Annotated in this window: 9 protein-coding genes and 11 pseudogenes; 16 read left to right on the plus strand and 4 right to left on the minus strand. The window is 42.4% G+C overall.

Annotation, left to right across the window (positions count from 1 at the left end; genetic code table 11):
• The first annotated feature begins 6 nt into the window (after positions 1 to 6).
• On the plus strand, positions 7 to 525 hold the full coding sequence (locus QE396_RS03910; RefSeq protein ID WP_020882321.1) for a hypothetical protein: 519 nt from the start codon (positions 7 to 9) through the stop codon (positions 523 to 525).
• Between the two features lie 394 nt (positions 526 to 919).
• A pseudogene (locus QE396_RS03915) lies at positions 920 to 1,211 on the plus strand (YciI family protein).
• 13 nt (positions 1,212 to 1,224) lie between these two features.
• On the opposite strand, the pseudogene QE396_RS23475 reads toward QE396_RS03915, so the two are convergent.
• A pseudogene (locus QE396_RS23475) lies at positions 1,225 to 1,324 on the minus strand (DUF933 domain-containing protein); the annotation flags it as partial.
• Here QE396_RS23475 and QE396_RS03920 point away from each other — a divergent pair.
• Both QE396_RS03920 and QE396_RS03925 read left to right on the plus strand, forming a co-directional pair.
• A pseudogene (locus QE396_RS03920) lies at positions 1,321 to 2,200 on the plus strand (RHS repeat domain-containing protein); the annotation flags it as partial. The pseudogenes QE396_RS23475 and QE396_RS03920 overlap by 4 nt on opposite strands.
• Before the next feature lie 402 nt (positions 2,201 to 2,602).
• Positions 2,603 to 3,349, plus strand: coding sequence for a macro domain-containing protein (locus QE396_RS03925; protein ID WP_020882326.1), 747 nt, complete (start codon positions 2,603 to 2,605; stop codon positions 3,347 to 3,349).
• A gap of 511 nt (positions 3,350 to 3,860) precedes the next feature.
• Here QE396_RS03925 and QE396_RS23480 read toward each other — a convergent pair.
• Positions 3,861 to 3,965 (minus strand): annotated as a pseudogene (locus QE396_RS23480) (hypothetical protein); the annotation flags it as partial.
• A 111-nt stretch (positions 3,966 to 4,076) separates the two neighbouring features.
• On the opposite strand from QE396_RS23480, the pseudogene QE396_RS03930 reads away from it, so the two are divergent.
• From QE396_RS03930 to QE396_RS03960, 7 genes and pseudogenes are all read left to right on the plus strand, one after another.
• Positions 4,077 to 4,519, plus strand: a pseudogene (locus QE396_RS03930) (RHS repeat-associated core domain-containing protein); the annotation flags it as partial.
• A 350-nt stretch (positions 4,520 to 4,869) separates the two neighbouring features.
• Positions 4,870 to 5,226, plus strand: a complete 357-nt coding sequence (locus QE396_RS03935; protein WP_020882329.1) for a hypothetical protein — start codon at positions 4,870 to 4,872, stop codon at positions 5,224 to 5,226.
• Between the two features lie 107 nt (positions 5,227 to 5,333).
• Positions 5,334 to 6,140 (plus strand): annotated as a pseudogene (locus tag QE396_RS03940) (RHS repeat domain-containing protein); the annotation flags it as partial.
• A 369-nt stretch (positions 6,141 to 6,509) separates the two neighbouring features.
• Positions 6,510 to 6,980 (plus strand): Imm26 family immunity protein, encoded by a 471-nt coding sequence (locus QE396_RS03945; protein WP_020882331.1) that lies wholly within the window; start codon positions 6,510 to 6,512, stop codon positions 6,978 to 6,980.
• 165 nt (positions 6,981 to 7,145) lie between these two features.
• A pseudogene (locus QE396_RS03950) lies at positions 7,146 to 7,562 on the plus strand (DUF6386 family protein).
• Between the two features lie 286 nt (positions 7,563 to 7,848).
• Positions 7,849 to 8,205 (plus strand): hypothetical protein, encoded by a 357-nt coding sequence (locus QE396_RS03955; protein WP_007949666.1) that lies wholly within the window; start codon positions 7,849 to 7,851, stop codon positions 8,203 to 8,205.
• A 222-nt stretch (positions 8,206 to 8,427) separates the two neighbouring features.
• Positions 8,428 to 8,721 (plus strand): YciI family protein, encoded by a 294-nt coding sequence (locus QE396_RS03960; RefSeq protein ID WP_020882332.1) that lies wholly within the window; start codon positions 8,428 to 8,430, stop codon positions 8,719 to 8,721.
• 19 nt (positions 8,722 to 8,740) lie between these two features.
• Here QE396_RS03960 and QE396_RS03965 read toward each other — a convergent pair.
• Positions 8,741 to 8,824 (minus strand): annotated as a pseudogene (locus tag QE396_RS03965) (DUF933 domain-containing protein); the annotation flags it as partial.
• On the opposite strand from QE396_RS03965, the pseudogene QE396_RS03970 reads away from it, so the two are divergent.
• The 3 genes and pseudogenes from QE396_RS03970 to comJ form a co-directional block, all read left to right on the plus strand.
• Positions 8,820 to 9,707 (plus strand): annotated as a pseudogene (locus QE396_RS03970) (RHS repeat-associated core domain-containing protein); the annotation flags it as partial. The pseudogenes QE396_RS03965 and QE396_RS03970 overlap by 5 nt on opposite strands.
• Positions 9,708 to 9,757: 50 nt before the next feature.
• Entirely contained in the window at positions 9,758 to 10,189 is a 432-nt protein-coding gene (locus QE396_RS03975) for an immunity 26/phosphotriesterase HocA family protein (RefSeq protein ID WP_020882334.1), read from the plus strand.
• Positions 10,190 to 10,330: 141 nt separating this feature from the next.
• Positions 10,331 to 10,813 (plus strand): competence protein ComJ, encoded by a 483-nt coding sequence (comJ, locus tag QE396_RS03980; RefSeq protein ID WP_020882335.1) that lies wholly within the window; start codon positions 10,331 to 10,333, stop codon positions 10,811 to 10,813.
• Between the two features lie 75 nt (positions 10,814 to 10,888).
• Here comJ and QE396_RS03985 read toward each other — a convergent pair.
• Positions 10,889 to 11,311: pseudogene (locus tag QE396_RS03985) on the minus strand (DUF933 domain-containing protein); the annotation flags it as partial.
• Between QE396_RS03985 and QE396_RS03990 the strand changes: the two are divergent.
• Positions 11,301 to 12,471: pseudogene (locus QE396_RS03990) on the plus strand (RHS repeat domain-containing protein); the annotation flags it as partial. The pseudogenes QE396_RS03985 and QE396_RS03990 sit on opposite strands and share 11 nt — an antisense overlap.
• Positions 12,468 to 12,950, plus strand: coding sequence for a hypothetical protein (locus QE396_RS03995; protein WP_020882338.1), 483 nt, complete (start codon positions 12,468 to 12,470; stop codon positions 12,948 to 12,950). The pseudogene QE396_RS03990 and the gene QE396_RS03995, both read left to right, overlap by 4 nt.
• The last annotated feature ends 39 nt before the right edge of the window (positions 12,951 to 12,989 follow it).

A 12,989-nucleotide genomic window follows, 5' to 3' on the forward strand; every position in this document is an offset into this window, starting at 1 on the left:
TACTATATGAATGTTAATAAAGATGATGAACTCCTTGTAATAGTGAAGAACGAAGGAAGATTTTACTGGTTCGTTGCCTTTAAAGAAATGTGGGTTTTGGACAGAGTTAGATGGGTAGACGATTTTGTGAAAAACGGGGTGGAAATTAACTTACAGGATATCCATAAAGAAAGATATGACATACCAGTAGTAAATGAAGAAAACGTACAAATATTCATTGATAACTTAATTAAAGAGGGTTATTTATACGATAAGGATGATATGTCTGTGGCGTTTTACAATAGGCTTTCAGAAAAAACAACATGGTGGGATATATATGATCTAATGCCGGATTTATTTATAGACTTTGATAGTAAGCGACTATATTCTGAATGTGTTGAGAATATGCATTATCACAAATATGTTCCTGATGGATGGTTAGGTGAACTTGTTGATTTCTGCAGTGATGGAACCTTACCTCAAGATGAAATATTCTGGATAAAAAATGAAACAGATTATAGAAGCATTGTGATCGTTAAACGGTAAAAATATACTTTCGGCATATCATTATTAGACTATGCAATGTTAGATTCAACACGTTAATTAGTCTTTGTATTAAATGAACAAAAGCCGTTACCAGCCGTTTTGACAAACTTCAATGCACTGTGTGACAAAGTATATTTATCTGCACCTCCCCAAGGGACTTTTTTATTGCTTAACATTCACTCTTCCAAGGTAAGTCATCATTGTCTGTAGTTATGCGGTAAAAAAACGGCTGGCATGATTGGTTTTTCATATGATGCATAACGTATTTTCCCAATCCGGACCCGCGTATTAAGATTAAAATACACATAAACGTTATAACAATACCGGGTGGCAAAAGAGGAGCTGCATAAACAGTTCCAACAATCGGCGTAAAAACCTAACTGAGAGGCAAAGGATGAGCACGGTTTACATAGTTATTTTAACCTATATAAAACCACTCGAAGAGATTGACGCAGCGATACCTGCTCATGTTGAGTGGCTTAAAAAAGGATACGTAGAGGGGGGGCCTGACGTCCGGTAGACGGATCCCAAGAAACGGTGGTGTCATTCTCCCTAAGTGTGAGAGTCTTGCCTCTCATGAAGAACGCTTATGCGAGGATCCTTTTCAGAGGTTAAAACTTGCGACTGCCGAAATCATTCCTTTTGAACCCAGTATGAAGACAGAACTCCTGGAAAATGTGTTTTGACCCCGTAAGGAAATCAAACGTTAAACAAGAGTTCATCACATCGCCATCTTTAACGATGTAATCTTTGCCTTCCGCACGCATCTTGCCTGCTTCTTCGCGCCTTGTTCACCTTGCTCTCAATAAGCTGTCGGTTTCAGATTTTAGCCGCGACGAACTTCACCATGGGACCAGCCGCACCCAGGGGCTGCTGACTACCCGCAGCGAGTACGACCGTCTTGGTCAACTGCATCGCCGGAACGTCTTTACCGGCAATGCCCAGCGTCCGGCACCGCGATGCGGGTATCGCCGCTGGGATTATGACTACCGTAATAACCTGATACCTGAATAGCGGGACGATAACCCGTTCAGCTGGTACCGCTGGCAGTACGACAGCGCCGAGCGTTTGCTTGTTCAGGACGGCACGCTGCCCGGCAAGGAGCAGTGGCGCTGGGATGCTGCCGGTAACTCGCTGGAAGATTCTGCTGAGAAGGTCACGCACAACAGCCTGACGCAGGTCAGCTTCCGCTACGATCCACTCGGTCGCAGCATCAGCAAAATGCGACGCCAGATGCTGGGCGGACAGCCAACCGGCAAGCCAGTCAGCACCCGGTTTGTCTGGGAAGGGTTCCGTCTGCTGCAGGAAGTGCACGGGGACGTGCCGCTGACATGTGTCTACAGCGATCAGGACAGCTAGGACCCGCTGGCGCGCATTGACGGCGTGGAAGCACCGGAGATCTTCTGTTTCCACTGTCAGCCGAACGGCACGCCGGAGCGGATGACGGATATCGAAGGGCAGGTGCGCTGGGAAGGGGTGAACAGCGTCTGGGGCAAGCTGCTGCGGGAAAGCGAGAAGCAGGTATCAGGATATTCCCAGAACCTGCGGATGCAGGGGCAATACCTGGACCGTGAGACAGGGCTACACTACAATCTGTTCCGGTATTACGACCCGGACTGCGGGCGGTTTACGCAGCAGGACACATAGGGCTAGTGGGAGGATAAACCTTTACCCGTAGGCGCCGAATGCGATTGGGTGGAGTTGACTACTTACACATTGATTCATGATACAGCCGAAGAAGAGATGAAAGATATCACGAAGAGTGGTGTAATAAGACCTTCAACAGGAGATATACTTGTCCGCTTCGAGGATGGACAATACTTCATTAATATCATACCTGAAATGATTGGCGGACTAACACTTCAAAGATATTGATGCAATTGTGAAAATGTTACTAGGCCAATTAGAAGTTGATAGATATGGTAATGCAAGAAAATTAAAAGGAATAAGCCATTTTGCCGAAATAGCTGCTATTGGCTTAGATGGTAATTGAATCACGAGAAAATACACTTTTGATCTTGTATATAAAAGATTTTGATGATTCTAAAAGAATTGTTAAAAGAGGGAGGGATTGTGGTTGGAGAAAAAATATTTTAAAGGAAACGTTGATTTTATCTCTGGGCAAGGGTGCATTCTTAGTGAATTTATAGGAGATGTCGCGACACGTCAAATAAATATTGTTGATGGTGAGTATTATGCTTCTTCCTCTTTGTTAGATAAAAACGAACAAGTAGGTTTCCTGCTTTATGATGGTAAGAAAAGCGACTTAGACTTAAGTGACTCTGAAGAGATTTCAAATGAAAAATTTGAAAGTGTCTGGATGGATTCACTCGATTCATTTAAAGAAAAAAACCGAATAAAGTATTTATCCGGAGATGCTGTAAAGTGTTTGAACAAATCCACAGTTATTGCTCACATTGTAAATAACAAAGGCAAATGGGGGAAGGGATTTGTTTTGTCTCTTTCGAAAAAATATCCAGCTTCGAAGAAAAACTATCACAACAATTTTAAAGATAATGGCGTTCCAGAATTAGGTAAGGTAGATTTTGTTATGGTTGATGATCAAAAAAGGATATTTGTTGCTAATATGTTTGCACAGGATGGGATCAAGAAAAACAACAATGATAATAATCAATATGTATGCTATGAATTCTTAGATATTTGTCTCGCAAAATTGTCTGACTTTGCGTTGATGAATCGTCTTTCAGTACAAATGCCAAGAATAGGAGCTGGCCTTGGTGGTGGTGATTGGAGTATTATAGAGTCATTAATATTAAAAAATATTTGTTATAAGATGATTGATTGTACTGTATTGACTTTATAATTTTAAGTTAAATTTAGATACGGTTTTTTAGTAAGGCTTATTTGCTGCTCTAAAATAAATGCATTATTGACATAGGCAAGGACTTTAGTATGCAAATATCTATAATAAATACTATTGAAAAGGAAACGATTTACACGATAACAAGAACTATATCGAGGCTTTGAGCAATAACAACAAGTCCAGAAAGCGCTATCTTAGCTGAAGGGTGCATTGGAACTTGCCAACTGGATATTTGTATGCATGTACAGCCCTTACTTCGATCTCGCGGAGTATGATAAGGCGAAGAAATGGGGAGAGACCACATTACGCAAACGTCGAACGAATATAGGCACTGCGCCATTGATCGACCTCGGTACGGTCCGTTACGAGTGGAATTATTCGAGGAAGCGAATAAATATTTTAACGATGCTTATGTTTATGGAAAACAGCGTGCTTTTCAGGATCGGCCTAAAAATACCTTAAGTTCTCTATGCGCAAGAGGGTATAAGATAGTTAACTTATAGAATTTACAATTTAAACAATAGGTTAACACTATGCCATCTTTAACGATGTAGTCTTTCCCTTCCGCACGAACCTCGTCTGCTTCTTTTGCACCTTGCTCTCGATTAGCGGTTAGTATACTCACGACGTACTCCACCGTGAGACCAGCCTTACGCAGGGCTGCTGACCATCCGTAGCGAGTAAGATTGGCTGACACAGCTGAATGGTATTCGCTGGCGTAAAGCTAACCGGTAAGCCCGTCACCACCCGGTTTGCTTGAGAGGGGTTCCGCCTGCTGCAGGAAGTGCGGGGAATGTGCCGTTGACCTATGTCTACAGCGATCAGGAGAGCTACGATCCGCTGGCGCGTATTGATGGCGTTGCTGACCTGAGATTTCCTGGTTCTACTGCCATCCTAACGGCATGCCGGAGCGAATGATGGATAGTGAAGGGCAGGTGCGCTGGAGAGGGGGAGACAACGCCTGGTGCAAGTTGCTGCGAAAAGGCGAGACGCAGATATCATGTTATTCCCAGGAGCTGAGTATGCAGGGGCAATACCTGTAACGTGAGACAGGACTGCACTACAATCTGTTCCGTTATTACGATCCGGACTGCGGGCGGTTTACTCAGTCGGACCCGATAGGGCTGGCGGGGGGGAAACCTTTACCAGTATGCACCGATGTGGATAGGTCATTATAGATTAAGTGTTTATGAAATTGGAAGCTATCCTTATTTGAGAGATATAGTTAATGATGGCCACACTGGACTTGATGCTCATTATTGGGTGCGAAATTTATTTTGAAAAAATATTTTTGAAGTTTATAATCTTAAACGCTGAAGAAACATATCGGCATTAATAAAAGTTTGGGAAGAGGTGTAGTTTGCATGGATTCTATAAAAAACAATTAACAACTAATTATCTGTAGGCAATTAACAACACTTTTCCGCATTGTTAATTTCTACTAATTCACTAACAAATGCTAGTCTCATTGCAATGACATTTGTTTTTAATATGGCTTGTTCTTATATCGGTAAACACATATGGTAAAGCAGGATTTAATCGATCAGTTGGATAAAATTGAACAACTAGTGCACAAATCTTTACCTGCTGAATATAAGCGATTTATGGTTGAGAATGTTAGAGACACTGACTCTTATGAGATTAAAAGAGCGAATGGTGAACATTTATATGTATTCAATTGTTTCGATTTACTTGAAAGAAATATTACATACACAATTCAAGAGGTTGAACCTGAATTTTTATTGATTGGTCAAGATGGCGATCTAGGGTATTTCCTTAATTTGTGTAGAGGTACTGATGAGGTTTATTCTTTAGAACTTGGTGCGTTAGGAAGCTTGGATATGATTAAAGAAAGTAATACTATATTTATGTTATAAGAGTTCCTGATTCAATTATGGACTACTTGTTTAATATCAATAAAAATCAACGCCAAAGCGTGCATTTCTTTTGTTCAAAACAAATTAAACGTTAAACAAGAAGTTCAGCACTTCACCATCTGAACGATATAATCCTACCCTTCGGCAAGAACCTTGTCTGCTTCTTTTGCGCCTTGCTCTCGATTAGCGGTGAGTATACTCGCGACGTACTCCACCGTGAGATCAGCCGTACGCAAGGCTTCTGACCACCCGCAGCGAGTACGATCGCATGGGCCAACTGTATAGCCGGGACGTCTTTGTCGGCAATGCCCGTCGCCAGCGCCGCTGTCATGCAGCAGATAACCCGCTCGAAGATTCTGCTAAGTAGTAGGTCGTTAATAATTGTAAGACGCAACTGAATGGCATTCGCTGGCGTAAACGCGATACCAGATGCTGGATGGCAACTGGCAAGCTAGTCACTTCCTGGTTTGCCTGGGAAGGGTTCCTCCTGCTGCAGGTGGTGCATGGGGATGTGCGGCTCACCTATGTCTATAGCGATCAGGACAGCAACGATCCGCTGGTACGAATTGACGGCGTAGATACCCCGGAGATCTTCTGGTTCCATTGCCAGCCTAACGGCATGCCCGAGCGGACGTCGGATAGCGAAGTGCAGGTGCGCTGGGAAGGGGTTAACAGCGCGTGGGGAAAGCAGTTGCGGGAAGCTGAGACGCAGGTATCACGATTTTCTCAGAACCTGCACATGCAGGGGCAATACCTGGACTGTGAGACCGGGCTGCATACAATCTGTTCCGGTATTACGATCCGGACAGCGGGCGGTTTACGCAAAAGGGGCCGATATGGCTGGTGGGGCGATAAACCTTTACCCGTATGCGCCGAATGCGCTGGGGTGGGTGGATCCTGTTGGTTTAACCGTTTGCAAAAACGGATGCCCTAAACGATCAATGAGAAACATGTCTTTTGCTGAGTGGATTAAAAGAAAAAAGTGGAAATAATACCCATGTGTATTTAAGATATAAAGATGTCAGACCTATCTATGTAGGGATCACTAAGGATGTAGATATCCGTGCTGTACAGCTTGGTGGCTTGGTGAAATGTTCGATAAAATAGTTAGAATTACTGAAGAACTGTTAAATTGCGGTCATGCGTGGATCAGAGAACCAGAAATTATTCACAATAATCCCCACTTTTAAAATTCTATCAATAGCATAAGTCCGACAAGAAAGTTATACTCGGATGCTATTATGTGTGGCGGAAATTGGCTTAAATAATAGGGTTAATGGAAAATGGTCGATAGACTTACTATAGTGCCAGCAAAAGAAAATCAAAAAAAATGGCCTAAAGAAGGCGATGTTTTTTACTTTCAGTTAAATGATGGTCGGTTAGGCTATGGCATGGTCTCTTTGGGTAAAATAGATGTCGGCCCGTTCAAGAATGCCATAGTTATATATATATATAACTATTTTACATCTTCGCTTCAAGAAGATGCTGTATTGGCAAAAGATAATTTGCTGCTGTCGCCAATTATTACTGATAATTCATGTTGGAAAAACGGTTATTTCGTAACGTTTAAAACTATCGACATGCGTGAAGTGGATGTCTTACCTCAACATTATTTTAAAAACCCTGTTAGAAATAAAATATATGATCATCATGGCGTGGAAGTAGACTCGCCGATTGAGAATATACTAATAGGTGAAGAGTCGATTCAATTCTATAAAAGCGTTGTAAAATCTATAGAAAGTATAATTAACTAATATGCAGGTCGGTGAGTAGTTTGTGTTTTTCGGTCTTTTATTTTTACCGCAGCATGTTATGATGATTAGCTTATAAAAAACATATTGTTATATTTTTGAGTGCCAGGTGGGCTTATACCTATTTTTAACCTAATCCCTTCATTTATTACTTGATAATTTATAACTATAGAAACCGATACTGCCGTATTAGTTATTTATGATTTGATGCTATTAAAGCATAGAATTAATGAGGATGTAGATTGGTGCAGTCTACCAAAAGATGAAGAAATAAAAATGCAATATGTTATCTCCAATCTTGGTGGTGACGGAACCTATAATGTCAATATTAGATACGATGTTGGTGAGTATACAGTTGCATAATTCTTAAGCTTATCTTCTGGGAAAGTTTTCATCGGGGAGGGGGAGAATGTTACGGGCGGCGCCCTTGATCCTGATGACTCCGAAGCTATGTCAGATGAGTTTATTACTTTAGAACCTGGTAATTATGAAGTTAAATATACAAAACAAGGCGCGGATGTTCTCATTTTCTTTACAAAAGCAGCGTTTACTGAAAATGCATTAGAAGAGGGTATTTATCTCTAAATACTGATAAATCACCGGCTATTAAATGGGTAGAATGGAGAACTGAATAAACTAAATATAAAAGTATTTGAGTCTGCTGATAATGAATGGGCTAAATTTGTAATTCAGGGTAGAGCCAATACACTTGCACATAGTTATGATTCTGTAAGTGAGCCAATGTTAGCAAACCCTGGTGCTGTAAAAAAAGGGGGAAAGGCTAAGCCCATAGGTTCACAGCTTGCTATTTTCTTAAATAAAGCTGCAACCGTGTTTGATCGTTACAAAGTAAAAAAAGGTGTAAAGGGCAATGAATATTATCGATGGTATCCAATTTAATGATTCAAATGAAAGTGTTGTTTTTAATTACTATAGTTGGATTGAGTTAATTAAAGCGATCATTGTTAAATATGCGAATGAAACAGAGAGTGAGGCTGAACGAATAGTATTAGCCTCTCCACTTGTTCGTTTTACGGAAAATGATTACATGTCTATTGCTTTGCGCTGTCATGAAAGTGAATATCATTGGGCAATGTTAATTGCTTATGGTGATCAATATTGGACAACAGGAGTTTCTCCAAATGAACCTGACGGATACTTCGAGTGGGAAAAGGAATACAAGGAAAAAAATAAACTGGCAGAAGAAAACTTTATTTTTAGTGATTAAGTGAAATAAAAAGCTTAAAAATAAAGAGCTTACCAGTTTGTATCGTATGTTATGGCATTATTATGGTGAAGCGTAAGATAATATCTCATAGTGATCCCTTTTAAGATTAAAATTTCCGCTAAAAATTATAACGTGATCTTATGGCATAAGAGGAACTGTTTCTTTAGGTCCAACGAACGACTTAATTATTACTTAGAGAAAAACCTAACGGAAAGGCAAAGGATGAGCACGGTTTACATAGTTATTTTGACCTTTATAAAACCACTCGAAGAGATTGACGCAGAGATACCTGCTCATGTTGAGTGGCTTAAAAAGGGATACGCAGAAGGAATTTTCCTGGCGTCCGGTAGACGGATCCCAAGAAACGATGGTGTCATTCTTGCTAAGTGTGAGAGTCTTGCCTCTCTTGAAGAGCGCTTGCGCGAAGATCCTTTTCAGAGGTTAAAGCTTGCGACTGCTGATCTCATTCCTTTTGAACCCAGCATGAAAACAGAACTCCTGGAAAATGTATTTTGACCCTGCAATAAAAAATAAATCAAACGTTAAACAAGAAGTTCATCACATCGCCATCTTTAACAATGTAATCTTTCCCTTCCGCACGCATCTTGCCTGCTTCTTCGCGCCTTGTTCATCCTGCTCTCAATAAGCTGTCGGTCTCAGATTTTAGCCGCGACGAACTTCACCGTGAGATCAGCCGCACCCAGGGGTTGCTGACCACCTGTCCGTCTTAGCCGACTGCATCGCCGCTGGGATTACGACTACCGCAATAATCTGGTGCGGGAAGAGCATGACGATAACCCGTTCAGCTGGTACCGCTGGCAATACGACAGCGCCGGGCGTTTGCTGGTTCAGGACGGTACGCTGCCTGGGCAGGTGCGCAGGGAAGCGGTGAACAGCGCCGGGGCAGGCTGCTGTGGGAAAGCGAGACGCAGGTATCAGGATATTCTCAGAACCTGCGCATGCAGGGGCAATACCTGGACCGTGAGACAGGGCTGCACTACAATCTGTTCCGGTATTACGACCCGGACTGCGGGCGGTTTACGCAGCAGGACCCGATAGGGTTAAATGGCGGGTTAAATCTTTACAGCTATGCTCCTAATCCTATAATCTGGACTGATCCTTTAGGTCTAACACCTTGTAAGGGTTTACCTTCTACACGTAGGGCTGGGGGGACAGGCAAACATTATGATCCTGTAAATGGACAAGGGTTGTATGTGCTACACGATGGAAAGAATATTATCTATGTAGGACGTGGGGATGCACCAACGCGTTTGAATAGCCATGCGAATACACCGGGTAAATCTCATTTGGAACAGCTGACCATATTTGATAATAATTTGACCAAAGCTGAAGCTAAATACTTGGAACAAAGAATTATGGATCTTAATGGTGGAGCTAAGCCAACGAATTCCTTAACAAATCTCCTCAATAAAATCAGATCGTATAGTCCTAATAACCCAAATGCTAGCACATATGATATTGCGGGTCATAGCAGTGATTGAGGTGGAAAAGTATTGAATGATGCGTTATCAATTCTGAAAGGTAATGGCTTATGAAAGTAAAATACAAAGAGGGTGACATCTTTGTCATTCCATTGAGCAATGGGAAATATGCGATTTGTCATATTGTTTTTGCTCCAAGCAAAAAATTTCAGCAAGCCATAGGGTTCTGCATATTATCAATCCAGCAGGCTGAAGAACTTATTGATGGCGATTCATTAACACCGCTAAGTTTTGAAAAGTTTGGCAAAGAGACGAAAATTATCTTTACCGGCAACCAAAATATCAGCAAGGGCGTTTGGAAAATTATTGGTCACACTGATCTTACAGAAGAAAAAAAACAATTGAAAATATTTAATTATGCTGGTGGTTTATATAATGGAGAGGACGAAACCAGGCGGTTAACTGTTGCCGAATACCCTAATTACACAACAATGGGGGTATCAGGGTTTGAGCTTGTCGATAATATCCTGACCAATATTTGAGCATCAGGGGTAGGGTGCTTCCCCTGTCAGATTTCGTATTACCGCCACTCATTAACACCTTAAAAATATCACAGGTATTTTATTTTTGATGGCCTGACCTCACATTATTGGTAGAACGATAATAAAAATCGAGGTAGTGTAATGAATGATAAAAAAATACAAATAGTTGATCTACTGATTTCACATAGTCAAATAGTGTTACGATCCCGAGACTATGACGAAAAGCTGAGTCAGTGGGGAAAGGGTAATGTTTCTCAAGGTGCTGTTCTTCACAAGGATTATGTTATATTCGATCCATTACCAGAGGACGCGTTTGGAGCAAACGTCAATATCAAAATAGAGAATGCTTTCAAATTGGATGAAAATGCTCAGCGCTGTATTGTTGTACCATTTTTCATTACGGATAAACATAAGCTGCAAATCGCTTCTGCAACTGAGAAATTCGATTTAAATATAGATGTGAATGATAAAGTTTATTCACTTTTTTATGAGATTTGTGAAGGCGATGAAATTTACTATAATTTCACTCTTGTACCGGCAAAAGAAGCTGTTGCTGCTAAGTTTTTACTAGATGACCCTTGGGGAGGAATAAAAGACCATCCTCTCAAAGAAGGTATTTTTTAAATTTAATAATATCTGGGAAATTTATATCGGAATAAAAATCCGCGCCTAAGCGTGGATTTTTTCATTCAAAACCAATCAAACGTTAAACAGGAAGTTCATCACATCGCCATCTTTAACGATGTAATCTTTCCCTTCCGCACGCATCTTGCCCGCTTCTTTCGCGCCTTGCTCATCTTTGTAGGTGATGAAGTCTTCAAACGCGATAGTCTGCGCACGAATGAAGCCTTTCTCGAAGTCGGTGTGGATCTTACCGGCTGCCTGAGGCGCAGTCGCACCGACCGGGATGGTCCACGCACGCACTTCTTTTACACCAGCGGTGAAGTAGCTTTGCAGGTTCAGCTGCTCATAGCCCGCGCGGATCACGCGGTTCAGGCCCGGCTCTTCCAGACCCTGCTCGGCCATGGACTCTTCACGGCCGGCGTCGTCCATTTCAGCGGTATCGGATTCCACCGCGGCGCAAACCGCTACCACTACAGAACCTTCACTGCTCGAAGGTTCTGCTGAGAAAGTCACGCACAACTGTCTGACGCAGCTGAACGGCATTCGCTGGCGCTATGATATCCACGGCCGCACCGTGGAGAAGGATAACGGCCAGACCCGCTGGCACTACTGCTACGACGGGGAGCATCGCCTGACGGAAGTGATTAGACAGCCGCGGGACCGCAACAAACCGCAGACGCAGGTCAGCTTCCGCTACGATCCGCTTGGGCGTCAGCTTCCGCTACGATCCGCTTGGGCGACGCATCAGCAAAACGCGACGCCAGATGCTGGGCGGACAGCCAACCGGCAAGCCGGTCACCACCCGGTTTGTCTGGGAAGGGTTCCGTCTGCTGCAGGAGGTGCACGGGGATGTGCCGCTGACCAGTGTCTACAGCGATCAGGACAGTTACGATCCGCTGGCGCGTGTCGATGGCGTTGATTCCCCGGAGATTTTCTGGTTCCACTGCCAGCCCAACGGCACGACGGAGCGGATGACGGATAGCGAAGGGCAGGTGCGCTGGGAAGGGGTGAACAGCGCCTGGGGCAAGCTGCTGCGGGAAAGCGAGACGCAGGTATCAGGATATTCTCAGAACCTGCGCATGCAGGGGCAATACCTGGACCGTGAGACAGGGCTGCACTACAATCTGTTCCGGTATTATGACCCGGACTGCGGAAGATTTACGCAGCAGGACCCGATAGGGCTGGCGGGGGGGATAAACCTTTACCAGTATGCGCCTAATGCGCTGGGGTGGGTGGATCCGTGGGGGTTGAGTCGTAAATGTAAGGATCCATCTAAAGAAGCAACGAAGTGGCAAGGCCCTGGAAATGATGATTATCCCGGTATTGATGTTTATAAGAATAGGAAGCTGAAAAAAGGTACAATTCTTTATGCTCTTTACCCGAATGGGAATCAACAACCCTCATATACTGTGACATTCCCAACAGTCAATCAATATAGAGGCTATCCTTTGGGTTATCATCAAGCGTTACAGGTGAAATTAGATCCTCGATGGCCTGTACGTACGAAATTAAGGGTTTTCTATGTAAGCGAAGACATAGATGTTGCTTACGGTAGAGCTGCAGCCAATAAGTTGTATGGAGATGGGGGAGGACTTCAGTTCTTTATCCCAGAGGAATCGAGACATCTTTTAACCCCAGGAAAGATTTTAGATATATGATAAACTTAAATTTTAATGCGAAAACGGGAAAGCTAATTTTCGATGGTCTAACTTTAGAGATTGATACTGAAGAAGGATTTTGCAACAGTAAACTTTATCACAAACTAAATACGTTTAATGCTGTAAAGAAATACATGCCTTATCACTATCTTATTGATCCGGTGTTTTTTTGCGATAAAGAATTTGAAATTAACATACGGCCAATATGTTTTGGTTTTCCTTTTATGGTTCATCTTGTCGATAAAGATAGTGAATATTATAAATCCCTAAAGGACTGGGATGCGAGAACTAATATTAACATGCTAAATAACTCAGTGAAAAGCTTGTCTGATTGGCTAAGCCTTTCTCTAAATTTAGGGGTTCCTGATATTACGAAAACAGAAATGATTAGATGGGATTATGAATGGGGCCGAATTTCTGTCTCGTATGAGACAAAGTCATTCAACCATGGTATATATATAGTTTGGAATTCAATATAATCAATAACCAAGGTTTGCCTAAATTAAGTTATTGACTAA

The organism is Enterobacter sp. SORGH_AS_0287 (assembly GCF_031453695.1).
Classification (GTDB): Bacteria; Pseudomonadota; Gammaproteobacteria; order Enterobacterales; family Enterobacteriaceae; genus Enterobacter; species Enterobacter ludwigii.

Coding starts and splice junctions, on each gene's coding strand:
- QE396_RS03960 (WP_020882332.1), top strand. CDS start 8,428: ATGAGCACGGTTTACATAGTTATTTTGACCTTTATAAAACCACTCGAA.
- QE396_RS03975 (WP_020882334.1), top strand. CDS start 9,758: ATGAAAGTAAAATACAAAGAGGGTGACATCTTTGTCATTCCATTGAGC.
- QE396_RS03935 (WP_020882329.1), top strand. CDS start 4,870: ATGGTAAAGCAGGATTTAATCGATCAGTTGGATAAAATTGAACAACTA.
- QE396_RS03910 (WP_020882321.1), top strand. CDS start 7: ATGAATGTTAATAAAGATGATGAACTCCTTGTAATAGTGAAGAACGAA.
- comJ (WP_020882335.1), top strand. CDS start 10,331: ATGAATGATAAAAAAATACAAATAGTTGATCTACTGATTTCACATAGT.
- QE396_RS03995 (WP_020882338.1), top strand. CDS start 12,468: ATGATAAACTTAAATTTTAATGCGAAAACGGGAAAGCTAATTTTCGAT.
- QE396_RS03945 (WP_020882331.1), top strand. CDS start 6,510: ATGGTCGATAGACTTACTATAGTGCCAGCAAAAGAAAATCAAAAAAAA.
- QE396_RS03955 (WP_007949666.1), top strand. CDS start 7,849: ATGAATATTATCGATGGTATCCAATTTAATGATTCAAATGAAAGTGTT.